The sequence below is a fragment of the Kitasatospora sp. NPDC056273 genome, assembly GCF_042268845.1.
Lineage (GTDB): Bacteria > Actinomycetota > Actinomycetes > Streptomycetales > Streptomycetaceae > Kitasatospora.
Window position 1 is genome coordinate 1 of record NZ_JBHJSJ010000043.1, and the last position, 21,067, is coordinate 21,067.

At 72.1% G+C, this 21,067-nt stretch carries 20 protein-coding genes; 7 read left to right on the top strand and 13 right to left on the bottom strand.

What is annotated here, in order from left to right; all coding sequences use genetic code 11:
• Nucleotides 1–110 precede the first annotated feature (110 nt).
• The 3 genes from ACFCY1_RS29865 to ssuE form a co-directional block, all read right to left on the bottom strand.
• Complete coding sequence (locus tag ACFCY1_RS29865; protein WP_375876654.1) at nucleotides 111–2,681, bottom strand: ABC transporter permease; 2,571 nt, start codon at nucleotides 2,679–2,681, stop codon at nucleotides 111–113.
• Between the two features lie 16 nt (nucleotides 2,682–2,697).
• Nucleotides 2,698–3,486 carry an ABC transporter ATP-binding protein gene (locus tag ACFCY1_RS29870; protein ID WP_049658694.1) on the bottom strand — a complete coding sequence of 263 codons (789 nt, stop codon included), beginning with the start codon at nucleotides 3,484–3,486 and terminating at the stop codon, nucleotides 2,698–2,700.
• 325 nt (nucleotides 3,487–3,811) lie between these two features.
• The gene (ssuE, locus tag ACFCY1_RS29875) at nucleotides 3,812–4,366 is read right to left on the bottom strand and encodes an NADPH-dependent FMN reductase (protein WP_049658692.1); all 555 of its coding nucleotides are present in this window, start codon (nucleotides 4,364–4,366) and stop codon (nucleotides 3,812–3,814) included.
• Nucleotides 4,367–4,815: 449 nt separating this feature from the next.
• Here ssuE and ACFCY1_RS29880 point away from each other — a divergent pair, with 449 nt between their 5' ends.
• Nucleotides 4,816–6,174 carry an LCP family protein gene (locus ACFCY1_RS29880; RefSeq protein WP_375876626.1) on the top strand — a complete coding sequence of 453 codons (1,359 nt, stop codon included), beginning with the start codon at nucleotides 4,816–4,818 and terminating at the stop codon, nucleotides 6,172–6,174.
• Nucleotides 6,175–6,212: 38 nt separating this feature from the next.
• Nucleotides 6,213–6,698, top strand: a complete 486-nt coding sequence (locus ACFCY1_RS29885; protein ID WP_049650010.1) for a hypothetical protein — start codon at nucleotides 6,213–6,215, stop codon at nucleotides 6,696–6,698.
• 31 nt (nucleotides 6,699–6,729) lie between these two features.
• On the opposite strand, the gene ACFCY1_RS29890 is transcribed toward ACFCY1_RS29885, so the two are convergent.
• Both ACFCY1_RS29890 and ACFCY1_RS29895 read right to left on the bottom strand, forming a co-directional pair.
• Complete coding sequence (locus ACFCY1_RS29890; protein WP_049650011.1) at nucleotides 6,730–7,311, bottom strand: hypothetical protein; 582 nt, start codon at nucleotides 7,309–7,311, stop codon at nucleotides 6,730–6,732.
• A 294-nt stretch (nucleotides 7,312–7,605) separates the two neighbouring features.
• A complete protein-coding gene (locus ACFCY1_RS29895) occupies nucleotides 7,606–8,100 on the bottom strand; it encodes a peptidylprolyl isomerase (protein ID WP_049650012.1) in 495 nt (164 codons plus the stop codon).
• A gap of 222 nt (nucleotides 8,101–8,322) precedes the next feature.
• Here ACFCY1_RS29895 and ACFCY1_RS29900 point away from each other — a divergent pair, with 222 nt between their 5' ends.
• A complete protein-coding gene (locus tag ACFCY1_RS29900; RefSeq protein WP_049650041.1) occupies nucleotides 8,323–8,700 on the top strand; it encodes a MerR family transcriptional regulator in 378 nt (125 codons plus the stop codon).
• A gap of 48 nt (nucleotides 8,701–8,748) precedes the next feature.
• Here the strand turns inward: ACFCY1_RS29900 and ACFCY1_RS29905 are convergent, their stop codons facing one another.
• From ACFCY1_RS29905 to ACFCY1_RS29915, 3 genes are all read right to left on the bottom strand, one after another.
• On the bottom strand, nucleotides 8,749–9,408 hold the full coding sequence (locus tag ACFCY1_RS29905) for a class I SAM-dependent methyltransferase (RefSeq protein ID WP_375876627.1): 660 nt from the start codon (nucleotides 9,406–9,408) through the stop codon (nucleotides 8,749–8,751).
• Between the two features lie 51 nt (nucleotides 9,409–9,459).
• Nucleotides 9,460–9,966 (bottom strand): GNAT family N-acetyltransferase, encoded by a 507-nt coding sequence (locus ACFCY1_RS29910; protein WP_375876628.1) that lies wholly within the window; start codon nucleotides 9,964–9,966, stop codon nucleotides 9,460–9,462.
• A 110-nt stretch (nucleotides 9,967–10,076) separates the two neighbouring features.
• Nucleotides 10,077–11,243 carry an acyl-CoA dehydrogenase family protein gene (locus tag ACFCY1_RS29915; protein WP_049650015.1) on the bottom strand — a complete coding sequence of 389 codons (1,167 nt, stop codon included), beginning with the start codon at nucleotides 11,241–11,243 and terminating at the stop codon, nucleotides 10,077–10,079.
• Nucleotides 11,244–11,529: 286 nt separating this feature from the next.
• Between ACFCY1_RS29915 and ACFCY1_RS29920 the strand changes: the two genes are divergently transcribed.
• Both ACFCY1_RS29920 and ACFCY1_RS29925 read left to right on the top strand, forming a co-directional pair.
• The gene (locus tag ACFCY1_RS29920; protein ID WP_117488108.1) at nucleotides 11,530–12,867 is read left to right on the top strand and encodes a UDP-glucose/GDP-mannose dehydrogenase family protein; all 1,338 of its coding nucleotides are present in this window, start codon (nucleotides 11,530–11,532) and stop codon (nucleotides 12,865–12,867) included.
• 42 nt (nucleotides 12,868–12,909) lie between these two features.
• On the top strand, nucleotides 12,910–13,338 hold the full coding sequence (locus tag ACFCY1_RS29925) for a CoA-binding protein (RefSeq protein WP_375876629.1): 429 nt from the start codon (nucleotides 12,910–12,912) through the stop codon (nucleotides 13,336–13,338).
• On the opposite strand, the gene ACFCY1_RS29930 is transcribed toward ACFCY1_RS29925, so the two are convergent.
• The 3 genes from ACFCY1_RS29930 to ACFCY1_RS29940 are packed head-to-tail and all read right to left on the bottom strand — an operon-like array spanning nucleotide 13,335 to nucleotide 16,246.
• Complete coding sequence (locus ACFCY1_RS29930; protein ID WP_375876630.1) at nucleotides 13,335–14,549, bottom strand: dipeptidase; 1,215 nt, start codon at nucleotides 14,547–14,549, stop codon at nucleotides 13,335–13,337. The genes ACFCY1_RS29925 and ACFCY1_RS29930 overlap by 4 nt on opposite strands.
• A 36-nt stretch (nucleotides 14,550–14,585) precedes the next feature.
• Nucleotides 14,586–15,110 (bottom strand): 5-(carboxyamino)imidazole ribonucleotide mutase, encoded by a 525-nt coding sequence (gene purE / locus ACFCY1_RS29935; protein ID WP_049650019.1) that lies wholly within the window; start codon nucleotides 15,108–15,110, stop codon nucleotides 14,586–14,588.
• Nucleotides 15,107–16,246, bottom strand: coding sequence for a 5-(carboxyamino)imidazole ribonucleotide synthase (locus ACFCY1_RS29940; RefSeq protein ID WP_049650020.1), 1,140 nt, complete (start codon nucleotides 16,244–16,246; stop codon nucleotides 15,107–15,109). The genes purE and ACFCY1_RS29940 overlap by 4 nt, the downstream gene beginning before the upstream one ends.
• Nucleotides 16,247–16,505: 259 nt before the next feature.
• On the opposite strand from ACFCY1_RS29940, the gene ACFCY1_RS29945 reads away from it, so the two are divergent.
• A complete protein-coding gene (locus ACFCY1_RS29945; RefSeq protein ID WP_049650021.1) occupies nucleotides 16,506–17,066 on the top strand; it encodes a GtrA family protein in 561 nt (186 codons plus the stop codon).
• Between the two features lie 144 nt (nucleotides 17,067–17,210).
• On the opposite strand, the gene ACFCY1_RS29950 is transcribed toward ACFCY1_RS29945, so the two are convergent.
• Both ACFCY1_RS29950 and ACFCY1_RS29955 read right to left on the bottom strand, forming a co-directional pair.
• Entirely contained in the window at nucleotides 17,211–18,455 is a 1,245-nt protein-coding gene (locus tag ACFCY1_RS29950; RefSeq protein ID WP_049650022.1) for an ATP-binding protein, read from the bottom strand.
• Between the two features lie 58 nt (nucleotides 18,456–18,513).
• Nucleotides 18,514–19,188 (bottom strand): response regulator transcription factor, encoded by a 675-nt coding sequence (locus ACFCY1_RS29955; RefSeq protein ID WP_030058577.1) that lies wholly within the window; start codon nucleotides 19,186–19,188, stop codon nucleotides 18,514–18,516.
• A gap of 330 nt (nucleotides 19,189–19,518) precedes the next feature.
• Between ACFCY1_RS29955 and ACFCY1_RS29960 the strand changes: the two genes are divergently transcribed.
• Entirely contained in the window at nucleotides 19,519–21,042 is a 1,524-nt protein-coding gene (locus ACFCY1_RS29960) for a peptide MFS transporter (protein ID WP_074003878.1), read from the top strand.
• Nucleotides 21,043–21,067 lie beyond the last annotated feature (25 nt).

A 21,067-nucleotide genomic window follows, 5' to 3' on the forward strand; every position in this document is an offset into this window, starting at 1 on the left:
CCGGGTGCTGTGCGCACCCGGCCCCTGTCCCCCGTGCCCCCCGGTCCCCCGTGGGTCCCCCCGTTCCCCCGTTCCCCCGTGGTCCGGGCCCGGCGCCCCCCGGCGCCGGGTCAGTCCGTCGCGATGGCCGCGAGGACGTTCATGCGTCCGGCCCGGAAGGCCGGGACGAGTGCGGCGAACAGGCCGATCAGCACCGAGGCGACCAGCGTGACCGCCACCGTGACGGTCGGGACGGAGAGCGTCCCGAGGCCCTGGTCCCGCAGCACCCGCTGGGCGGTGACGCCCCAGCCGAGGCCCAGTCCGGTGCCGAGGACGGCGCCGAACACCGCGATCACCACGGACTCCAGCCGGATCATCCGGCGCAGCTGGCGGCGGGAGAGCCCGATCGCCCGCAGCAGGCCGATCTCGCGGGTCCGCTCGACCACCGACAGCGCCAGGGTGTTGACCACGCCGAGCACCGCGACCGTGATCGAGAGGGCGACCAGCCCGTAGATCAGGTAGAGCAGGGTGTTGATCTGGGACTGGGCGAGCTCCTTGTAGCCGGCCCGGTCCTTGATGGTGAGCTGCGGGTACTCCTTCAGCCCGTCCTCCAGCGCGGTCAGCGTCCGGTCGACGTCGGCGCCCTGGGAGGCCTTGGCGAAGAAGGTCCACACCGGCGGCTGCTCGGCGGCCGGGACGACCTTCTCCATGGTGTCCATGGCCACGAAGGAGCCGTCGCCGAACAGCTCGCCCTTGCCGAAGACCGCGCCGACCGGCACCGTCTGGGTGCGGCCCTGGCCGTAGTCGACGGTGACCTGGTCGCCGACCTTCAGGCCGTGGTCCTTGGCGAAGGCGGCGCCGATGCCCAGCGAGCCGCGCTGGAGCGAGTCCACCGCACCGGAGTCGACGGTCGGCCGGAAGTCGGTGCCGAAGAAGGACGGCGGCACGGCGGTCAGCGGGGTCTTGGCCTTCTGCCCGTCCGGCAGCTGGACCTTGGCGGCGAAGAACCGCTGGGTGGTGACGTGGTCGATGCCCGGGGTCTTCCGGACCGCGTCCGTCATCTCGGGGGTGATCGCGGTACGGCCGCCGGAGACGATGTAGTCCGCGCCCACCGACTTGTCGATCTGCGCGCTGGTCGAGGTGACGGCCGAGGAGCTGAACACCGCGGAGGCGATCACCAGCGCCAGGCCGATCATCAGCGCGGCGGCGGTGGCGCCGGTGCGGCGCGGGTTGCGCATCGCGTTGCGCTGGGCGAGCCTGCCGGACGGGCCGAACAGCGCCGGCAGCAGCGCGCCGAGCACCCGGACGACGGCCGAGGCCAGCAGCGGGCCGAGCACCACGAAGCCGATCAGGGTGAGCACCACGCCGAGGCCCAGGTACCGGCCGCCGGTGGCCGCCTTCTCCGCCCCCGCGCCGAGCACCAGCACCGCGCCGCCGCCCGCCGTCAGCAGCAGGCCGAGGCCGGTGCGGACGAGGTTGGCCCGGGCCTCCGCCGGGGTGCCGTGGTCGCGCAGCGCGGCCATCGGCGAGATCCGGCTCGCCCGGCGGGCCGGGAACCAGGCCGCGACCAGGGTGACCACGATGCCCAGCGCGTACCCGGCGACGAACACGTCCGGCCCGATCTGCAGGTCGGCCGCCTCCAGGTCCATGCCGATCGCCGTCATCAGCTTGATCAGGCCGACCGCCACGCCCAGGCCGGCCGCGACCCCGAGGGTCGAGCCGAGCACGCCCAGGATCAGCGCCTCGACCAGCACCGAGCGGTTGACCTGCCGCCGGCTGCCGCCGATGGCGCGCAGCAGGCCGATCTCCCGGGTGCGCTGGGCGACCAGCATCGAGAAGGTGTTGACGATCAGGAAGGCGCCGACGATCGCCGAGACGAAGGCGAAGCCGAGCATCGCGTACTTCATGAAGCCGAGGCCCTTGCCGACCTGCTCGCTGCGGTCGGCCTTCTGCTCGGCCGCCGTCTTCACCTGGTACCCGCCGCCGAGCTGGGCCAGCGCGTCGGCCTTGAGCCGGTCGTCGCCGCGGCTGCCGTCGCCGTACGCCTCGACGGTGCTGAAGGCCGGCCCGCCGAGCAGTGCCTGCTGGGCGGTCGGGGTGTCCAGGAAGCCGAGCGCCGCGCCCGGGTTGGTGGTGGTGAAGGTGCCGATGCCGACGATGGTGAAGTCGTGCCGGCCGAGGGGGTTCTCGACCCTGAGCGTGTCACCGAGGGCGAGCTTGGCCTTCTTCACGGTGTCGGCGTCCAGCAGCAGCTCGGTCGGGCCGCGCGGCGTGTGGCCGGAGGTGACCTTCAGCGGGTTGCCCGGGGTGTCGGTCCAGTTGCCGAGCAGGGTGGGCGCGCCGGTGGTCGGGCCGACCAGCTTGTTGGTGGCCGGGTTGATCATGACGGCGTTCTCGACCAGGACCTGGCCGACGGCGCTCTTCACCCCGGGCAGCGCGGCGACCTGCCGCTCCAGCGCGACCGGGACGGTCGGCGGCTTGACGGCGGCCTGCTGCTCCTCGTCCTCGGCCGGCTTGGGCGGCTGGACCGAGACGTCGGAGGAGGTCGCGGCGAAGAGCTTGTCGAAGGTGCCGGTGGCGGTGTTGGAGAACACCAGGGTGCCGGAGACGAAGGCCACCGACAGCACGACGGCGATGAGCGAGAGCGCCATCCGGCCCTTGTGGGCGAGGAAGCTCCGCAGTGAGGTCTTGAGCAGCATGATGGTGTCGTCCCGCCGCTCAGCTGGTGCGCTTGCCGTCGAAACGGCGCATGCGTTCGAGGACGGAGTCGGCGGTGGGCGCGTACATCTCGTCCACGATCACGCCGTCGGCGAGGAAGAGCACGCGGTCCGCGTAGCCGGCGGCGACCGGGTCGTGGGTGACCATCACGATGGTCTGGCCCAGTTCGTCCACCGAGCGGCGCAGGAAGGTCAGCACCTCGGCACCGGACCGGGAGTCCAGGTTCCCGGTGGGCTCGTCGCCGAAGATGATCTCGGGGCGGGCGGCCAGTGCCCGGGCCACCGCGACGCGCTGCTGCTGGCCGCCGGAGAGCTGGGCGGGGCGGTGCTTGAGCCGGCCGGACAGGCCGACCGTCTCCACCACCTGGTCCAGCCAGGCCTGGTCGGGCCTGCGCCCGGCGATGTCCATCGGGAGCGTGATGTTCTCCAGCGCGTTCAGCGTCGGGAGCAGGTTGAAGGCCTGGAAGATGAAGCCGATCTTGTCGCGCCGGAGCCTGGTGAGCTGCTTGTCCTTCAGGCCGGTGATCTCGGTGTCGCCGATCCGGATCTGCCCGGAGGTGACCGTGTCGAGGCCCGCCAGGCAGTGCATCAGGGTGGACTTGCCGGAGCCCGACGGCCCCATGATCGCGGTGAACCGGCCGCGCTGGATGTCGACGTCGACCGCGTCGAGCGCGGTCACCCTGGTCTCGCCCGAGCCGTACGCCTTGGTGACCTGACGGGCCGACGCGGCGACGGCGGGCGCCCCGCCGGGAAGCTGGGGGTCGTACACGGCTGCTGCTGCCGTCGTCACTGGGACACTCCTAAGGAAGATGCGCTCACCCGTTGGCCCCCAGCCTCACGGGCCCGCCCGCCGCGCGACATGGCGCGGGCGGTAGTCCTCGACCGGGAGTTGTCTCCACCCTCCCGGTGGACCTGGCCACCGGACCCGGCGCAACCGGGCCGCTTCCTGGCGGGTGGGGATGTGTGAACCACGTTAGGAGTCGGCGGCGGAGCGCTCGTCATCCGCCGGAATGAAGCCTCTCAACCAAGGTTCTACGGGCCACGGAGCGGCTCCCCCTAGGGGTCGCCGCGGCCCGTCTCGGGGACGCCCCGTACGGGCCGGCGGCGACGGTCCGTCAGCTCGTCAGCGCGGGTGCGGCCAGCCGCTCCAGGGCCGTGGCGAAGCCGTCCACGACCGGGGCCAGCAGCGTTTCGGTCTCGCGCTCCACCAGGGTCGTCCCGTCCTCCCGGGCGGTGATGTGGCGGTCGAGCACGAACCAGCCCTGGGTGATGTGGCCGGCGCCCATCGAGCTGAGCACCGGGCGCAGCGCGTAGTCCACCGCGAGGACGTGCGCGGGCGAGCCGCCGGTGGCGAGCGGCAGGACGGCCTTGCCGGCCAGGGCGTACTGCGGGAGCACGTCCAGCAGGGCCTTCAGCAGGCCCGAGTAGGCGGCCTTGTAGACGGGGGTGCCGACGACCACGCCGTCGGCGCGGGCGAACAGCTCGGTGACGGCGACGATCTCGGGGTGGTCGAAGTCGCCCGACAGCAGCGCGTGCGCGGGCAGGCTGCGGGCCTCGAAGGGGACGACGTGGTGGCCGCGTTCCGCCAGCCGCGCGTCGACGTGGCGCAGCAGGCGGGTGGTGCGGGAGGTGGCGGACGGGGAGCCGGAAACGGACAGGACGACGGCCATGGGTTTCACCTCTGGCTGGAAGCGGGGCGGCGCGGTGCGGCGGAGTGCGGCGGCGGGGGAAGGCGCCGCGGTGGGGGCCGGTACCGGGGGCGGTGCGGGAACGGTGCGGGGGGGGCGTTGCGGGGCACCGGGGCGCTACGTCGGCGGACGTGCGGGGCCTGCGGGGAGTACGGGGACCCGACGGGCGCGTGTCAGCCGCGACAGAGCGAACAGGCCACACCGCGCCGCAGGTCGACGTGCCGCCGACGCGTGAGTGCCCAACGCTGATCCATGCCTGGAATGCAAACACGCTGTGTTCGAGCTGGTCAAGAAACGTTTCAGCCGCTGGAACGGCGGGTGTCCGGATGTTTCGGCGGAACGATTCGGGGCGTGCACCAAAACTGCTACAAGAGGCCTGGTGGGCCCCCCGGGGGGAGTCAGCCCGACCGGGGTCGGGCATCCTCGTCGGCATGAACACGTGGCAGGAGGGCCGCCCGGGGGGCGGCGGGAACCCGTACGGCGGCAGCGGTGGAGGCGGCTCGGCCGAGCCGCCGCTGCCGTCCTCGCTGAACCCGCGCGGGCCGGGGGCGGCCGCGCCACGGCAGCCGCGACAGCCCGGGGGGCAGCCGGGGCAACCGGGGCAGTCCCGGCTGGGCGGCGTCCCGCCGCAGGGGGCCGGCGCACCCGGCGCCCGTCCCGGCGGCCCGGGGCGCCCCGGTGGCCCCGGTGGCCCGGGCGGGCCCGGCGGTCCCGGCGGGCAGGGGGGCCAGGGTGGTCAGGGCCGCCCCGGCGGCCCCGGCGGCCCCGGCGGCACCCGCCCGCCCGGTGCCCAGGCCCGGCGCTGGCCGCGGCGGCGGATCGTGAAGTGGTCGGTCTTCGGCCTGCTGATCGCCGTCATGGTGACCGCCGTCTCCACCTGGTTCTGGGCGGACTCCAAGCTCAACCACGAGAACGTGCTCGCCGACTACCCCGGCCGCCCCGCCGCGGGCAAGGGCACCAACTGGCTGATCGTCGGCTCCGACAGCCGCCAGGGCCTCACCGACTCCGAGCAGGACGACCTGCACACCGGGCACGACACCGAGGGCAAGCGCAGCGACTCGATGATGATCCTGCACGTCGGGGACAACGGGAACACCCTGATGAGCATCCCGCGCGACTCCTGGGTGCCGATCCCCGAGCACCCGGGCAGCAACGGCAAGCCGGTCAAGGGCACCACCGCGAAGATCAACTCGGCCTTCGGCAACGGCGGCGGCCGCCTCCTGGTCCAGACCGTCGAGCAGAACACCGGCATACGGATCGACCACTACGCCGAGATCGGCTTCGGCGGTTTCGTCGGCATCGTCGACTCGATCGGCGGCGTCGAGATGAAGATCGACCAGGACGTCAAGGACAAGGACTCCGGGCTCGACCTCAAGGCCGGCGACCAGACCCTCACGGGCAAGCAGGCCCTGGCCTTCGTCCGCCAGCGCCACCAGATGGCCGACCAGGACCTCGGCCGGATGCGCAACCAGCAGAAGTTCCTCGGTGCCCTCGCCCACCAGGCCGCCTCCCCGGGCAACCTGATGAACCCGTTCACCTTCTACCCGCTGGTCGACTCCGCGCTCGGCACCCTGATCGTCGACGAGGACTGCGGGCTGACCGACCTCGGCTCGCTCTTCCTCGCCATGAAGGACGTCAACGGCGGCAGCGGCAAGTCGCTGACCGTGCCGATCGGCAACCCGGACTACCGGACCAAGACCGGCGAGTCCGCCGTGCTCTGGGACGCCGGCAAGTCCAAGCAGGTCTTCGACGCCTTCAAGAACGACACCGCGGTGCCGGAGTTCAAGTAGTCGGCCACTTCGCGTGACCGCTCCACCACAATGAGTGGATGCCACTCGTCACCGCACTGATCCGCCGCCGTCGCCACCGCCTCCTGGGCCGCCTGGTCCAGGAGGCGCTCGCGTTGTACGGGATGGAGGTGCCCGCCGCCTGCGAGATCGGGCCCGGGCTGATGGTCTTCCACCGCGGCTTCGGCACCGTGCTGCACCCGTACACCACCCTCGGCGCCGGCGTGACGCTCTACAACGGCGTGACCATCGGCCGGGCCGACCCGTGGGTGCCGCAGGAGGAGAGCGCGATGCGGCGGGTGGTGGTCGAGGACGGGGCGGTGCTGTGCGCGGGCGCCAAGGTGGTGTGCAAGGAGGGCGTGCTGACCGTCGGCGCGGGCACCGTCGTCGGGGCCAACGCGGTGCTCACCCGCTCGACCGGCCCCGGCGAGATCTGGGCCGGCGCACCGGCGCGCAAGGTGGGGACGCGGGCGGGCGACTGGGGGCCCGCGGCGGCACCGGCCCGGCCCGCTCCGAGCCCCGCCTGAACCCGCGGGGGTACGGGACGTGCCATGCGGCCTAGACGTACGGCAGCAGCCCGGTGCCGCACTCCGGGAAGCGGACCAGCCACTCCCCCTCGCCGCCGGCCGCCTCCTCGGTCGCGCCCGAGAAGCCGTAGTGGATCGGCTGCCCGTCGCCGCCCAGCCACCGCGCGTGGGTCAGCTGCACCGACAGCGAGGCCGGGCGGTGCGCGGCGGCGGCCGCCGACACGGGCGGCGCGGGCTGCTCCAGCACCAGTTCGTGCTCGGTCTCGCCCGGCCGGAAGGTCACCACGGTCTCGGTGCCCGGGCGGCGCGGGAAGGCGCCCGCCGGGTCCGTCCAGTACGCGGCGACCATCACCGCGAGGGTGCCCTCCAGGCTGCCGGTGTCCGGCCGCACGTACTCCTCGTCCGCGATCCAGCGGGAGTGGTGGCGGACCTCCTCCGGGCCCCACCGCTCGTCCCAGCGCACCCAGTAGCCCGCCACCCGCTTGACGGTCATGCCCTCGCGGGCGACCCGGACGGCGAACCGCGCCGGGCCGACCGGCTCGCAGCCGGCCAGGGAGACCACCGTCACCTGTTCGTAGGTCACCTCGCCGTCGTCGGCGCCCTGCTCCATCATCGGTCAACCACCTTGCCGCAGAGTCGAGTTCGGCCGCGGCTGGGGCCGCGTCCGAATCGAGCGTAGGGCTCCGGCGCAGGCAGGCCGCACGATTGCCCGGTTCCGGCCCGGACGGCCGCGCTCCGGGCTACCCTGCCCGCCGCACGGCGGCGCCCGGCGCGAAAGGGGGCGGGAACCGGGCGGCGTCCGGGCGCGGGCGCGGGTACGGGGGCGGACGCGAAACCGCCCCGGAGCGGGAGATCGGAAGATCCGACGTCCCGCTCCGGGGCGGTGCGTGCCAGGTGGCGGCGGTGCTTAGGCGACCACGCCGGACTTGGCGATGGTGATCTTGGCCGAGGTGCGGCCGCTCTGCGAGCCGAGGCCCTCGATCTTCTTGACCAGGTCCATGCCCTCGAGGACCTCGCCGAAGACGACGTGCTTGCCGTCCAGCCAGTCGGTGACGATGGTGGTGATGAAGAACTGCGAGCCGTTGGTGTTGCGGCCGGCGTTGGCCATCGACAGCAGACCCGGGCGGTCGTGCTTGATCTTGAAGTTCTCGTCGGCGAACTTCTCGCCGTAGATGCTCTTGCCGCCGGTGCCGTTGTGGTTGGTGAAGTCACCACCCTGGAGCATGAAGGCCGGGATCACGCGGTGGAAGCCGGAGCCCTCGTAGCCGAAGCCGTTCTGGCCGGTGGCCAGCTCGCGGAAGTTCTGGGCGGTCTTGGGGACGACGTCGTCGTAGAGCTTGAAGACGATCCGGCCGGCCGCCTCGCCGTTGATCTCGATGTCGAAGAAAACGTTGGAAGACATGCAGGGATCATGGCACGATCGCCTGTTCCTCGCGCGTCACCCCCGGTCGGGCCGGGCCGGACACCGCTGTGTTATCCGGTTCCGCCCCCCGCGCCGGGACCGGGAAGCTACCATCGATGTCAGGTTTCCGGGCGGCCCGATCCGCGACGGCGGGCGGGGCCGGTGAACGGCGACGGCGGACGGCGACGGCGGCACGGCACGGCACGGGACGGGGTGGACGGCATGCGGATCGGCGAACTGGCCCGGCGGACGGGTGTGAGCGAGCGCTCGCTGCGCTACTACGAGCAGCAGGGCCTGCTGGCCGCCCGCCGCACCGAGGGCGGCCACCGGGAGTACCCGGAGGCCGCCGTCGACCGGGTGGTGCACATCCAGGAGCTGTTCGCGGCCGGACTGCACAGCCGGACCATCTACAAGATCCTCCCCTGCATGCGGGACTCCGACGGCAGCCCGAACGAGATCGCCACCCCGCTCCTGGTCGAGGAGCTCACCGCGGAGCGCCAGCGGATCGACCGGACGATCGACGACCTGCTCCGCTCCCGCGAGGTGCTGGACGAGGTGATCGCGACCGCCTCCGGGCAGCCGTCGGCCCCGGCCGCCTGACGTGCGGCCGTCGGCGTTCGGCGCGGCGTTCGGCATCCGGCCTCCGGTTCAGCCCCCGGCCACCGGCTTGCGGGCCAGCAGGTAGGCCTGCGGGGTCCTCTCGTCGCCCTCCGGCTCCCGGACCGTACGGGAGGTGACCGGCAGGCCGGCCTCCCGGGCCAGCTCCTCGACGTGCTCCGGCCGCAGCCGGCGGAAGTCCAGCGACACCGGCTGCCCGAACGGCCGCTCCAGGTGCAGGGGCCGGTCGCCGACCTGGAAGGCGAGCATCAGGTGGCCGCCGGGGGCGAGCACCCGGGCGAACTCGGCGAACACCTCGGGGAGCCGCTCCGCCGGGGTGTGGATGATCGAGTACCAGGCCACCACGCCGGTCAACTCCCCGTCCCGGAAGGGGAGGTCGAACATCGAGCCGACGCTGAACGGCACCTCCGGGTGGGCCTTCCGGGCCAGCTCGACCATCCGCGGCGAGAGGTCGATCCCGTGCACGTCCACGCCGAGGCCGTGCAGGGGCCCGGTCATCCGGCCCGGGCCGCAGCCGACTTCGGCCGTCCTGCCATCCGGCCGCTCGGCGCGGACCAGGTCGGCGAAGAGCGCCAGCATCGCCCGGTCCATCGGCATGCGGTCCAGCGCGTCCCGGAAGAGGTCGGTGTACTCGGTGGCGACGGCGTCGTAGAACGCCCTGGTCTCGGTGAGGAAGCCCGGCTCGGTCATGGCCCCGGACCCTACCCGGCGGCCGCCGGCCCGCGGCAGGCCGTGGCGGTCCTACAACTCCCGTTCGGCGACGGCCTGGTCGCCGCTGAGCTCGCCGGTCGGGCGGAAGCCGAGGCGGGCGTAGAACTCCGCCGGGCCGTCCGGGCCCGGGTGGTAGGTGACGGTGGCGCGGGTGCCGCCGCGGCGGCGGATCTCGGCGCAGACCTGCTCGACGGCGAAGCGGCCGTACCCGCCGCGCTGCTGCCCGGCGTCGACCAGCAGCCGCCACAGGCCTGAGCGGGGGCGGTCGCCGGGGCGGTCGGGGTGGAAGACGATGTCGAAGAAGGCCATCACGAAGCCGACCGGCCGCCCGTCCTCCAGGATCAGCCGGGGCCAGGCCGTCTCCCCGTACGCGTACGCCTCGGCCAGCGACTTCACCACCGGCGCCACCAGGTGCTCCTGGTCGGGGCGGACCCGCAGGGCGAGGGCGGCGTCGATGTTCTCGGGGGTGATCGGGGCCAGGCTGAGCGTGGCGGGCGGTGCGGACGGCGTGGTCGTCGCGGCGGGCGTGGAGGACATGGCGGGCAGCCTACGGAGCGCGGCCGCCCGCCGTCGCACGGTTTTCCGGCCCCCGACCGCGGACGGGCGGTCGGGGGCCGTGGCTGTACGCCGGTGCGTGTGTGTGCGCGTTACGGGAGGTTGCGGGCCATCACGATCCGCTGGACCTGGTTGGTCCCCTCGTAGATCTGCGTGATCTTCGCGTCCCGCATCATCCGCTCCACCGGGTAGTCCCGCGTGTACCCGTACCCGCCCAGCAACTGCACCGCGTCCGTCGTGATCTCCATCGCCGCGTCCGACGCGAAGCACTTCGCCGCCGCACCGAAGAACGTCAGATCCGCGTCCCCCCGCTGCGACTTCGCCGCCGCCGCGTACGTCAACTGCCGCGCCGCCTCCAGCTTCATCGCCATGTCCGCCAGCATGAACTGCACACCCTGGAACTCCGCGATCGCCTTCCCGAACTGCCGGCGCTCCCGCACATACCCGTTCGCGTAGTCCAGCGCACCCTGCGCGATCCCGATCGCCTGCGCCGCGATCGTCACCCGGGTGTGGTCCAGCGTCTTCATCGCCGTCGCGAAACCCGTCCCCTCCGCACCGATCATCCGGTCCGCCGGGATCCGCACGTTGTCGAAGTACACCTCACGCGTCGGCGACCCCTTGATACCCAGCTTCTTCTCCGGCGCACCGAAGGACACCCCCTCGTCGCCCTTCTCCACCACGAACGCCGAGATGCCCTTCGACCGCTTCTCCGGATCCGTCACCGCCATCACCGTGTAGAACTCGGACACCCCCGCGTTGGTGATCCAGCGCTTCACACCGTTCAGCACCCAGAAGTCCCCGTCACGCACCGCCCGGGTCTTCATCCCCGCCGCGTCCGAACCCGCCTCCGGCTCCGACAGGCAGTACGAGAACATCCCCTCGCCCCGCGCCAGCGCCCCCAGGTACTTCGCCTTCAACTCCTCCGAACCCGACAGCTGCACCGGCAGCGACCCCAGCTTGTTCACCGCCGGGATCAACGAGGACGACGCGCACACCCGCGCCACCTCCTCGATCACGATCACCGTCGCCAGCGCGTCCGCCCCCGCACCGCCGTACTCCTCCGGCACGTGCACCGCGTGCAGGTCGTTGCCCCGCAACGCGTCCAACGCCTCCTGCGGGAACCGCCCCTGCTCGTCCACCTCCGCCGCGAACGGAGCGATCTTCGCCTCGGCCAGCGAACGCACCGCCTCACGGAGCATCCCGTGCTCCTCGGAGATCCGGAAGAGATCGAAGTCAGCCGCCCCTGCGCTGCCCGCCATGATGCCTGCCTCGTCGTTCAGTGACCGACGCCCGGGCGAGGCCCGATCGAGGTCCGATCGACGCCCGGTGCGAGTCGAATCCGCGGTTAACTACCGTTCAGTAGAGATCCTAGGGCGCCGACCTGCGGCTGCCTAGCGTCCAGCGGCGGCCCGGTCGTTCATGTCCGCGCTCCGGGGGCGACCGGCGGGACGGCCCCTCCGGCGTGCAGGTGATCCCGGGGCGCCCCCGGCGGGCGGATAGCATCAGGGCATCCGTACTGGTCGCGTCCGCATCCAAGGAGAACCCGTGACCCTCCGCATCTCCGTGATCGGCACCGGCTACCTCGGCGCCACGCACGCCGCCGCGATGGCCGAGTTCGGCTTCGAGGTGCTGGGCCTGGACATCGACCCGGACAAGATCGCCATGCTGACCGCAGGGCGGGTCCCGATGTACGAGCCCGGGCTGTCCGAACTGCTGCTCAAGCACGTGGCAGGGCACGAGGGTTCGACCGGACGGCTGCGCTTCACCACCTCCGCCCGGGAGGCCGCCGAGTTCGGCGACGTGCACTTCATCTGCGTCAACACCCCGCAGCGCAAGGGCGAGTTCGCCGCCGACATGTCGTACGTCGACACCGCGCTGGACGAGCTCGCGCCGCACCTGACCCGCCCCGCCCTGGTGGTCGGCAAGTCGACCGTCCCGGTCGGCTCGGCGGCCCGGCTGGCCGAGCGGCTGGCCGCGCTGGCGCCGGTCGGCGAGGGCGCCGAACTCGCCTGGAACCCGGAGTTCCTGCGCGAGGGCTTCGCCGTGCGGGACACCCTGCGGCCGGACCGGATCGTGGTCGGCGCCCACAGCGAGCGGGCCGAGCGGCTGCTGCGCGATGTGTACGCGGAGCCGATCGCGGCCGGGGTGCCGTTCATGGTCACCGACTACGCGACCGCCGAACTGGTCAAGGCGGCCGCCAACTCCTTCCTGGCCACCAAGATCTCCTTCATCAACGCGATGGCCGAGGTCTGCGAGGCGGCCGGCGCGGACGTCACCCAGCTCAGCAAGGCGCTCGCCTACGACGAGCGGATCGGCGGCAAGTTCCTCAACTCCGGCCTCGGCTTCGGCGGCGGCTGCCTGCCCAAGGACATCCGCGCGTTCATGGCCCGGGCCGGCGAGCTCGGCGCCGACCAGGCGCTGACCTTCCTGCGCGAGGTCGACTCGATCAACATGCGGCGCCGCTCCCGGATGGTCGAGCTGGCCCGCGAGCAGTGCGGCGGCGGCTTCCTGGGCCGCCGGGTCGCCGTCCTCGGCGCCGCCTTCAAGCCCAACTCGGACGACATCCGGGACTCCCCCGCCCTCAACGTGGCCGCCCAGATCCAGCTCCAGGGCGCCCAGGTCACCGTCTACGACCCCAAGGCCGTGGACAACGCCCGCAAGATGTTCCCCTCCCTCGCCTACGCCCACTCCGCCCTGGAGGCCGCCGAGGGCGCCCACGTCGTCCTCCACCTCACCGAGTGGTCCGAGTTCCGCGAGCTGGACCCGGCCGTCCTCGGCGCCGTGGTCGCCGAACGCCGCCTCCTCGACGGCCGCAACGTCCTGGACGCCGAGGCCTGGCGCGCCGCCGGCTGGACCTACCGCGCCCTGGGCCGCCCGAGCTGACCGGGCAGGAATCCCGCACCGCCGCCCGGCGTTCCCACCGGCATGACGAGCTACGGCGACGACGCGGCGGTCCGCGAGATCCTCACCCGCACCGGTGACACCTGGGCGGTGGTGGGCCTGTCCACCAACACCGCCCGGGCCGCGTACGGGGTGGCCCGGGTGCTCCAGGAGTACGGCAAGCGGATCGTGCCCGTGCACCCGAAGGCCGAGACGGTCCTCGGCGAGCGGGGCTACGCCTCGCTCGCCGAGATCCCGTTCCCGGTCGACGTGGTGGACGTGTTCGTGAACAGCGCGCTGGCCGGGGAGGTGGCCGACCAGGCGGTCGCCGCCGGGGCGAAGGCGGTCTGGTTCCAGCTGGGCGTGGTGGACGAGGCCGCCTACGGGCGGACCCGGGAGGCCGGGCTGGCCATGGTGATGGACAGGTGCCCGGCCATCGAGATCCCGCGCCTCGGCCAGGGCCCCTCCGTCTAGGCCGAGGGGCCGTCCAGCTGCGCGATGGTGGCGATGGAGGGGCGGCGGCCCGCCCGCAGCCCGGCGGCCGCCGACTCGGCGTCGCGCAGGACGCGGACGGCGTTGTGCCAGGTGAGCTTGGCCAGGTCGGCCTCCGACCAGTGGCGGCCGAGGAGTTCGGCGACCAGGTTGGGGTAGCCGGCCACCGAGTCCAGGCCGTCCGGCAGGAAGGCGGTGCCGTCGAAGTCGCCGCCGATGCCGATGTGGTCGATGCCGGCCACCTCGCGCATGTGGTCGAGGTGGTCGGCGACGGTGGCCGGGGTGGCGATCGGGCGCGGGTTGGCGGCCTCGAAGGCGCGCTGGCGCTCCATGGCCGGCGGGGTGGTGTCCAGCGGGTGGAAGCCGTGGGCGCGCATGTTCCCGTCGGCGGCGACGGTCCACTCGATGGCGGCGGGCAGGATGAACTTCGGCACGAAGGTCGCCATCGCCACGCCGCCGTTGGCGGGCAGCTGGGCGAGCACGTCGTCCGGGATGTTGCGCGGGTGGTCGCAGACCGCGCGCGAGGAGGAGTGGGAGAAGACCACCGGCGCCTCGCTCACCCGCAGGGCGTCGCGCATGGTGTCGGCGGAGACGTGCGAGAGGTCGACCAGCATGCCGAGCCGGTTCATCTCCCGGACGACCTCCTCGCCGAACCGGGTCAGCCCGCCGGCCGCCGGCTTGTCGGTCGCGGAGTCCGCCCACGGCACGTTGTCGTTGTGGGTGAGCGTCAGGTACCGGACGCCCAGCTCGTACAGGGCGCGCAGGGTGGCCAGCGAGCAGTCGATGGAGTGGCCGCCCTCGGCGCCCATCAGGGAGGCGATCCGGCCCTCGGCGCGGGCGGCCTCCATGTCGGCGGCGGTACGGGCCAGGCGCAGCCGGTCCGGGTAGCGCTCCACCAGGGCGTGGACGAAGTCGATCTGCTCCAGGGTGGCGCTCACGGCGTGGTCGCCGGCCAGCGAGGAGGGAACGTAGACGGACCAGAACTGGGCGCCGACGCCGCCCTCCGCGAGGCGGGCGAGGTCGGTGTGCAGCCGGTCGCTCTGGTCGGCGGCGAGGTCGAGCGCGCCGAGGTCGTACCCGGCCTGCTCGCGCATCGCCCAGGGGAGGTCGTTGTGGCCGTCCACCACGGGGGCGGTGCGCAGCAGGGCGCGGGCGCGGTCCAGCGGGGTGGGGGAGTCCAGGTCAGCGGTCATGCGTGCTGTTCTACCCCACGCCCGCGGGTGGCCGAACTACTTGCCGAAGCCGAAGGACGCGGAACCGGCCACCTTGGCGCGCAGCTTCCTGCCCTTCTCGGTGGCCTGGTTGTTCAGCTCGGCCTGGAAGTCGGTCATCTTCTCGGTGAGCTCGGGGTCGAAGGCGGCGAGCATCCGCACCGCGAGCAGGCCGGCGTTGCGCGCGCCGGCCACCGAGACGGTCGCCACCGGCACGCCGGCCGGCATCTGGACGATCGACAGCAGGCTGTCCATGCCGTCCAGGTACCGCAGCGGCACCGGCACGCCGATGACGGGCAGCGGGGTGACCGAGGCGAGCATGCCCGGCAGGTGGGCCGCGCCGCCGGCGCCCGCGATGATCGCCTTCAGGCCGCGCCCGTGGGCCTGCTCGCCGTACGCGACCATCTCGCGGGGCATCCGGTGGGCGGAGACGACGTCCACCTCGTACGGGACCTCGAACTCGTCCAGGGCCTGGGCGGCGGCCTCCATGACCGGCCAGTCGGAGTCCGAGCCCATCACGATGCCGATGAGGGGGTTGGTCATTCGGTGATCGTTCCTCGCAGGTAGGCGGCCGCGTGGCGGGCGCGCTCGCGGACGTCTTCGAGGTCGTCCCCGAAGACGTTGACGTGGCCGACCTTGCGGCCGGGCTTCACGTCCTTCCCGTACATGTGGATCCGCAGCCCGGGGTCGCGGGCCATGCAGTGCAGGAAGGGGTGGTACATGTCCGGGTAGTCGCCGCCGAGGACGTTGACCATGACGGTCCACCTGGCGCGCGGGCGGGGGTCGCCCAGCGGGAGGTCGAGGACGGCCCGCAGGTGGTTCTCGAACTGCGAGGTGACGGCGCCGTCCTGGGTCCAGTGCCCGGAGTTGTGCGGGCGCATGGCCAGCTCGTTGACGAGGATGCGGCCGTCGCGGGTCTGGAACAGCTCGACGGCGAGGTGGCCGACGATGCCGAGGTCCCCGGCGATCCGCAGGGCGAGCTGCTGGGCCTCGTCGGACAGGGCCGGGTCGAGGTCCGGCGCGGGGGCGGTGACCTCGGCGCAGACGCCGTTCTCCTGGACGCTCTCCACCACCGGGTAGGCGACGGCCTGGCCGCTGGGCGAGCGGACGACGTTGGCGGCCAGCTCGCGGACGAAGTCGACCTTCTCCTCGGCCAGCACCGCGACGCCGGCCAGGAACGGGGCGTGCGCCTGCTCCTCGTCGTCGACGACCCAGACGCCCTTGCCGTCGTAGCCGCCGCGGACGGTCTTCAGGACGACCGGGTAGCCGGTGCCCTCGTTCGCGAAGGCGGTCACGTCGGCCGGGTCGGCGACGAGCCGGTGCCGGGGGCAGGGCACGTCGATGGAGTCCAGCTTGGCCCGCATCACGCCCTTGTCCTGGGCGTTGACCAGCGCCTCCGGGCCGGGGCGGACGGCGATGCCGTCGGCCTCCAGGGCCCGCAGGTGCTCGGTGGGGACGTGTTCGTGGTCGAAGGTGATCACGTCGCAGCCGGCGGCGAAGGCGCGCAGGGTGTCGAGGTCGCGGTAGTCACCGAGGACGACGTCGGAGACCACCTGTGCGGCGGAGTCCTGGGGCGTGTCGGCGAGGAGTTTGAACCTGACCCCGAGCGGGATGCCCGCCTGGTGTGCCATGCGGGCCAGCTGCCCGCCACCGATCATGCCCACCACTGGAAAATTCACATTGCCCGGGGAAGTCACGCGGCCCAGGATATCCGGGCCGGTCGGGGGCGGTGGAGCCGCAGGTGGGGCCGCTGGAGCGGACGCGCGTAGATGTCAACCTGGCGCCCTGGGGGCTGAGCCGTTCGATGGAAGCGGGTAGCCTGGACGGCTAGGTCCTGGTCTGCGCGGTCCGATCATGTGCGTGCACGCAGGGCTCAAGGGGCGGCCGCGCGACCGCGACCGGCCCTTTCGACCAGCAGGCACATGGAGGCACTCCGGTATGGCGACGAACGCGGCTTCGGAACCCTCACTCGCGCAGAAGCTGCGTGGGCTCAAGGGCGAAGTGGTGAAGTTCGGCATCGTCGGCCTGAGCGGCGTGGTGGTCAACTTCGCCGTGTTCTGGGTCTGCCTCAACGGCATGGGCCTGGCCTCGGTGCGGTCGAACATCGTCGCGACGGTGATCGCGATCGCGACCAACTACCTGGGCTACCGCTACTGGCTCTACCGGGACCGCGACGCCGCCTCCCGCAAGCGGGAGATCACGCTCTTCCTGGTCTACAGCGGCATCGGCATGCTGATCGAGACCGGCGTCCTCGGCTTCTCGGTGTACGTGCTCGACCTGCGCTCGCACTACGAGCAGATCGGCGCCAAGGTGATCGGCCTCGCCGTGGCCACCGTGTTCCGCTTCGTCTCGTACCGCACCTGGGTGTTCAAGGCCGTGCCGGAGACCGTCGAGCTGCCCGCCCAGCAGTCGGTGGGCGCCGCCGCCGGCCAGGAGCTGGCCGCGCAGGCCGAGCTGATGCTGGCCACCGAGCGGATCCGGCTCGCCAAGGCCGAGTAGGCCCCGCGGTCCTCGCACCGCCCTCGTACCCCGCGCAGCCCCGGCTCGCCGAACCCGGCCGCCGGGGCTCGCCGTATCCCCGGCCGTATCCCCCCACCGGATCCCCCTGCCGGATCCTGCCGTGTCCCGGTCGGCCTCAGGCCCTCAGTCCTGGTGGCTGCGCCCGAGGAAGAGCGCGAACACCGCCGGCTTCAGCGAGAGCAGTTCGAGCCGCCCGCCGTCCGCCTCCGCGAGGTCGCGGGCGACGGCCAGCCCGATGCCGGTGGAGTTGCGCCCGCTGACCGCGCGCTCGAACACCCGGTTGCCGAGGTCCGGCGGCACGCCGGCGCCCTGGTCCTGGACCTCGACCACCACCGAGGTGCCGGAGGGCCGGATCCGCAGGGTGATCGTCCCGGCGCCGTGCATCAGCGAGTTCTCGATCAGGGTGGCCAGCACCTGGGCGACCGTCCCCGGGGTGCCGACCGCGGTGACCCCGTGCAGCCCCTCCAGGGAGAGCACCCGGCCCTGCTCCCGCAGCGTCGGGCCCCACTCCTCCACCTGCTGCTTGATCACCTCGTCCAGGTCGAAGGCGACGGCGGTGGGGCTGCGCGGGTCGCGCTGGGTGGTGAGCAGCCGCTGGACCACGTCGGTGAGCCGCTCGACCTGCTGGAGGGCGATGGTCGCCTCCTCCTTGACCGTCTCCGGCTCCTCGGCGAGGGCGGTGATCTCCTCCAGCCGCATGGAGAGCGCGGTGAGCGGGGTGCGCAGCTGGTGCGAGGCGTCGGCGGCGAGCCGGCGCTCGGCGGTGAGCATCCGGGCGATCCGCTCGGCGCTGGTGTCCAGCACCTCGGCAACCCGGTCGAGCTCGGGCACCCCGTAGCGGCGGTCGCGCGGGCGCGGGTCGCCGGAGCCGAGCCGCTCGGCGGTCTCGGCGAGATCGGTGAGCGGCCGGGCGAGCCGCTTGGCCTGCCAGACGGCGAGCGCCACCGCGGCCTGGACGGCGAGCAGGGCGACCACGCCGAGCAGCAGCAGGTTGTTGGCGATCTCGTGGTCGACGTCCTCGCGGGACTGCTCGACGGTGACGGTCTCGCCGCTGTTGCCGCGCTCGACGGCCTTCAGCAGGTGGTTCCCGGCCGGGCGCTCGCCGGCGGAGACCACCGGCTGGCCGGGCACCTGCACCTCGACGTAGCTGCCCTCGGTGACCTGGCTCTCGAAGGCCCGCCCGGTGACCGGCTCGCCCGCGGCGAGCCGGCTCTCGACCAGGGCGAGCACCCGGACGGCGGCGGCGTCCACCCGGTCCTGGGCCGAGTTGACGATGGTCCGCTTCTCGACCAGGGCGAGCGGCACGCAGAACACCACGACGACCACCAGGACGACGCCCAGCAGCGAGTTGATCATCCTGCGCTTCACGCTGCCGCTCCCCGGGTTGTTCCGCCGCCGCGGGCCGAGGGCCCGGTCTCCGTCAGGGTCAATTCTTCTCGAACCGGAACCCCACGCCGCGCACGGTGGCGATGTAGCGCGGGTTGGCCGCGTCGTCGCCGAGCTTCTTGCGGAGCCAGGAGATGTGCATGTCCAGGGTCTTGGTGGAGGTCCACCACGTGGTGTCCCAGACCTGCCGCATGATCTCCTCGCGGGTGACCACCCGGCCGGCGTCCCGGACCAGGACGCGCAGCAGCTCGAACTCCTTGGCGGAGAGGGTGAGCTCCTCGTCGCCGAGCCAGGCGCGGTGGGACTCGATGTCGATCTTCACCCCGTGCGCGCCGGTGGTGAGCTGGTCGACGTTGCCGCGCCGGAGCAGGGCCCGGACGCGGGCGAGCAGTTCGGCCAGGCGGAAGGGCTTGGTGACGTAGTCGTCGGCACCGGCGTCCAGGCCGACCACGGTGTCCACCTCGTCCGCGCGGGCGGTGAGCACCAGGACGGGGCAGCTCTTGCCGTCGGCACGCAGGCGGCGGCAGACCTCCAGGCCGTCCATCTCGGGCAGGCCGAGGTCCAGGACGACGAGGTCGACCTCCTCGGTGAGGCCGGCGGCGAGTGCGGTCGGACCGTCCTCGCGGACGAGCACCTCATAGCCCTCGCGTCGCAGGGCCCGGGCGAGCGGTTCGGAGATCGCCGGATCGTCCTCGGCGAGCAGCACACAGGTCATGTGGTGATGGTAGTCCGCCGGGGTATCCCCGTACGCCCTGTGAGGTAGTTCACAGAGCGTGATCGTTATACAAGGCCGCAATCGGGCTCAACAGGGCGCAACAGACCGGCCCTTCGGTGAAGAATCGCCTGTTGGATCTTGAAACCGAAGGAAGACACGCCCGTCTACCATCGATAGATCGGGCAGATTTGTCGCCAACTTTGCCATTCACATACCTGATTCAAGACTTTTGTCATCTGATAGAGCCAAATGTCGCCACGTAGAGTGGTTTGGTCCACGTCCGCCGCCCACCCCCCTACGCGGACGCTGTCAGGCAAGGAACCACTACTCATGGCGTCTAAGACCCTGGACACCGACGCGACGTCGGCATCTCCCAGCGGCAAGACCTTCCTCGGGCATCCCCGAGGTCTCGCCACGCTGTTCATGACCGAGATGTGGGAGCGCTTCTCCTACTACGGCATGCGCGCCCTGCTCATCTACTACCTGGTCTCCGGTGGCGCCGACGCCGCCGTCGGCAGCCAGGGCGGCGGCCTCGCCATGAAGGCGACGACGGCGACGGCGATCTACTCCGTCTACGTCTCGATGGTCTACCTCATGGCCTACCCGGGCGGCTGGTTCGGCGACCGGGTCTGGGGCGCCCGCAAGACCGTCGCCATCGCCGGGTTCGTGATCATGTCCGGCCACATCGCGCTGGCCGTCCCGGGCCAGGCGGCGTTCTTCCTCGGCCTGCTCCTGGTCGCGCTCGGTTCCGGGCTGCTGAAGGCCAACATCTCCACGATGGTCGGCCAGCTCTACAACGGCCCCGAGGACCCGCGCCGCGACGGTGGGTTCACCGTCTTCTACATGAGCATCAACCTCGGTGCCTTCGTCGCCCCGTTCGTCATCGGGACGATCGGCAAGGAGTACAACTGGCACCTGGGCTTCGGTCTGGCCGCGATCGGCATGGCCCTCGGCCTGACCCAGTTCCTGCTCGGCAGCCGCCACCTGAACCCGGTGAGCAGCGAGGTCCCCAACCCGCTGCTGCCCGAGGAGCGCAAGCGCCTGCTGAAGAAGGCCGGCCTGACGGTGCTCGGCGTCGCCGCCTTCTACGGCGTCGTGGCCGGCCTGGGCGTCTACACGCTGAACTGGGCCCTCGTCCCGCTGACCATCGCCGGTCTGCTGATCCCGATCACCGTGCTGACCCGGATCAAGCGCGACAAGGACCTGACCTCCGACGAACAGTCCAAGATGTCCGCGTACATCTGGTTCTTCGCCGCGGCTGCGATCTTCTGGATGATCTACGACCAGGGCGGGTCGACGCTCTCCCTGTTCGCGGACAAGAAGACCGCGGACTCCCTGTTCGGCCTCGGCTTCTCGGCCACCTGGTACCAGTCGCTGAACCCGCTGTTCGTGATGGCGTTCGCGCCGGTCTTCGCCTGGCTGTGGCTCTGGCTGTCCCGCCGGGACAAGGAGCCGAACACCATCGTGAAGTTCTCGATCGGCCTGCTCCTGGTCGGTGTCTCGTTCTTCGTCTTCATCATCCCGATGACCATGGCGGACAACGGCACCCTGGTCTCCCCGCTCTGGCTCGTCTCGATCTACCTGATCCAGACCATCGGTGAGCTCTGCCTCTCCCCGGTCGGCCTCTCGGTCACCACCAAGATGGCGCCGCGCAAGTACGCCTCCCAGATGATGGGCGTCTGGTTCCTCGCCGTCACCGCCGGTGACTGCACCACCAGCCTGCTCTCGCTGGCCGGCGTCAGCCTCAACGGCACCGGGATCATCGCGATGCAGGCGTCGCTCGCGGCCCTCGCCGGGTTCGCCATCTTCACCTACCGCAAGAAGGTCCAGGCCCTCATGGGCGACGTGCACTGACGCCCGTCCCCGCCCGCTCCGGGGC

Excerpts from the sequence above, each read along its gene's own strand:
- ACFCY1_RS29900 (WP_049650041.1), top strand. The coding sequence starts at position 8,323 with ATGCGGATCGGCGAACTGGCCCGGCGGACGGGTGTGAGCGAGCGCTCG.
- ACFCY1_RS29960 (WP_074003878.1), top strand. The coding sequence starts at position 19,519 with ATGGCGTCTAAGACCCTGGACACCGACGCGACGTCGGCATCTCCCAGC.
- ssuE (WP_049658692.1), bottom strand. The coding sequence starts at position 4,366 with ATGGCCGTCGTCCTGTCCGTTTCCGGCTCCCCGTCCGCCACCTCCCGC.
- ACFCY1_RS29955 (WP_030058577.1), bottom strand. The coding sequence starts at position 19,188 with ATGACCTGTGTGCTGCTCGCCGAGGACGATCCGGCGATCTCCGAACCG.
- ACFCY1_RS29945 (WP_049650021.1), top strand. The coding sequence starts at position 16,506 with ATGGCGACGAACGCGGCTTCGGAACCCTCACTCGCGCAGAAGCTGCGT.
- purE (WP_049650019.1), bottom strand. The coding sequence starts at position 15,110 with ATGACCAACCCCCTCATCGGCATCGTGATGGGCTCGGACTCCGACTGG.
- ACFCY1_RS29905 (WP_375876627.1), bottom strand. The coding sequence starts at position 9,408 with ATGACCGAGCCGGGCTTCCTCACCGAGACCAGGGCGTTCTACGACGCC.
- ACFCY1_RS29885 (WP_049650010.1), top strand. The coding sequence starts at position 6,213 with ATGCCACTCGTCACCGCACTGATCCGCCGCCGTCGCCACCGCCTCCTG.
- ACFCY1_RS29895 (WP_049650012.1), bottom strand. The coding sequence starts at position 8,100 with ATGTCTTCCAACGTTTTCTTCGACATCGAGATCAACGGCGAGGCGGCC.
- ACFCY1_RS29925 (WP_375876629.1), top strand. The coding sequence starts at position 12,910 with ATGACGAGCTACGGCGACGACGCGGCGGTCCGCGAGATCCTCACCCGC.
- ACFCY1_RS29915 (WP_049650015.1), bottom strand. The coding sequence starts at position 11,243 with ATGGCGGGCAGCGCAGGGGCGGCTGACTTCGATCTCTTCCGGATCTCC.
- ACFCY1_RS29910 (WP_375876628.1), bottom strand. The coding sequence starts at position 9,966 with ATGTCCTCCACGCCCGCCGCGACGACCACGCCGTCCGCACCGCCCGCC.
- ACFCY1_RS29890 (WP_049650011.1), bottom strand. The coding sequence starts at position 7,311 with ATGATGGAGCAGGGCGCCGACGACGGCGAGGTGACCTACGAACAGGTG.
- ACFCY1_RS29930 (WP_375876630.1), bottom strand. The coding sequence starts at position 14,549 with ATGACCGCTGACCTGGACTCCCCCACCCCGCTGGACCGCGCCCGCGCC.
- ACFCY1_RS29880 (WP_375876626.1), top strand. The coding sequence starts at position 4,816 with ATGAACACGTGGCAGGAGGGCCGCCCGGGGGGCGGCGGGAACCCGTAC.